1 protein-coding gene and 1 pseudogene are annotated in these 2,007 nt (G+C 66.5%); one reads left to right on the plus strand and one right to left on the minus strand.

The annotated features are described in order from the left end of the window. Positions 1–160 precede the first annotated feature (160 nt). Positions 161–927 (minus strand): annotated as a pseudogene (locus ACFZDK_RS55755) (transposase). Positions 928–1,004: 77 nt separating this feature from the next. Here ACFZDK_RS55755 and ACFZDK_RS55760 point away from each other — a divergent pair. Then, positions 1,005–1,862 carry an inositol monophosphatase family protein gene (locus tag ACFZDK_RS55760; RefSeq protein ID WP_390987088.1) on the plus strand — a complete coding sequence of 286 codons (858 nt, stop codon included), beginning with the start codon at positions 1,005–1,007 and terminating at the stop codon, positions 1,860–1,862. Positions 1,863–2,007: the final 145 nt, after the last annotated feature.

Below are 2,007 nucleotides of genomic sequence, written 5' to 3' on the forward strand. Positions count from 1 at the left end.
CCCACAGTTCGTCAGGAACCAGCCGCTGCGACAGATCGACACCCACGACCGACATCATGCCGCACGGACATCAGACCACGTGAGACAACGTCTAAGGCTTGTCCCGTAACTGATCTTCGAGTCGACGGAGCCAAGACTGCTCGGCCGGTGGCCGCCGCGCCTATCCGGCGAGGTTGAGGTTGTGCAGCCGGGTGATGCCGAGCATGGCGTGGTGGACGCCGTCACCCTTGAGCCGGCAGTCGCGGAGGATCTTCCAGGTCTTCATACGGGCGAAGGTGTGCTCGACGCGGGCGCGGACTTGCTTGTGTGAGCGATTGTGCTCCTGTTTCCAGTCGGGGAGTTCTTCGCCGGCCCGGCGGCGGTGCGGCATCACCAGTCCGGTGCCGGGGTAGCCGCCGTCGGCGATCGTCATCGTCTTGCCGACGGCGGCTTTGGCCCCGGATTCCGCCCATGCCCTGCAGTCGTTCCGGTTGCCCGGAAGTGGCTGGCCGACCACGACGACCGGCGGGTGTCGGCGTCGATGACAACCTGGTGGTTGGTGGAATAGCGATAGTTCTTGGACTGCTCGGCGATCGTGTGGTCACGGGTGGGCACCAGGGTGCCGTCCACGATGAGCACCGTGCCCTTCGTAAAGCGTTGCCGGGGCTTCAACGCGAGGAGTGGGCCGATCTGGTTGATGATCCGGTCGGTTGCGGACTTGGAGATGCCAAACAGCAGGGCGAGCTGGTGCATCGTCAAGTTCGTGCGCCAGTAGGCCGCGACGAGCAGCACCCGGTCCTCCAGTGAAAGGCCCCAGGGCCGGCCGCGCCGGACAAGTTCGGCCCCCTCGCGCCGGAGCGCGGTCACTGTCTTGTGGAACTGGCGCGGATTCACGCCGGTGAACGGGGTTATCCAGGACGGCTCGGACGCCGTGATCACACCAGCCATGCGCTGATCGTCTCACCGAGCCCGTGCGCCTGGACCGGGACTTGATCGCGGGGGTATCGGCGAGAAGAGTGGGCGGTATGACGGACTCAGCAGACCTGACGCTGGCGCACCAACTGGCTGATCAGGCGGACGAGATCGCCCGGCGCTACTTCCGCGCACCCGACCTGGGTACCGAGGACAAGGGCGACGGAAGTCCGGTCACCGACGCGGACCGCGAGATCGAATGCGTCCTGCGCGCGTCGATCCGTACGGAACATCCCGGCGACGCGTTCGTGGGCGAAGAGTTCGGCGCCCATGGGCGCAGCAGCCGCCGATGGATCATCGACGCCATTGACGGCACGGCGAGCTTCATTGCGGGCGATCCGGAATGGAGCACTCTCATCGCCCGGGAAGAACACGGCACCGTGACCATGGGCATGGTCTCCGCGCCCGCGCTCGGGCGCCGCTGGTGGGCAACGCCAGGCACCGGCGCCTGGATGGGCCCCTGCCCCTCCGATCCGTCAGCACCGCCGCATCGGCTGACGCTCACGGCAGGAGGAAACGCCAAGGATGCCGCCATCGGAATCTGGCCTCCACCACCGCGGCTAAGCAAAGCCGAACGCGCCGCCGCGGCCCGGCTGGCAGCAGGAACCGCAACCGTGCTCCCCGCACTCAACTGGGCATCTGCGGACCCCACCACGCCGCCACCCAGCAAGCCATCCACCGGATCCGGCACCTGCCATGGAGCCCTCCTGGTCGCGACAGGAAAACTTGACGCCTTCCTGCTGCTGGGCGCCGGCCCCTGGGACATTGCCGCAGTGATCCCCATCGTCGAGGAGGCCGGCGGCACCTTCAGCGACCTCTCCGGCCAGCGACGAACCGACACAGGCGCAGCTCTGTTCGCCCGACCCGGCCTCCACCAGCAACTCCTGGGCCTGGCCAAACCCCCCAACTGACCCACAAACCAGGACCGTTTCACCCCGCCTCATGGGTTACGGGACAAGCCCTTGATCTTTAACGTCCGGTGTCGAATGGTGTGTCGAACTTGATCACTCGGTCCGGTAACTGCCGTACGCGGAAGCGGCCTTCGTCTGAACATGT

It is taken from the genome of Streptomyces sp. NPDC007901 (genome assembly GCF_042959465.1).
GTDB lineage: Bacteria > Actinomycetota > Actinomycetes > Streptomycetales > Streptomycetaceae > Streptomyces.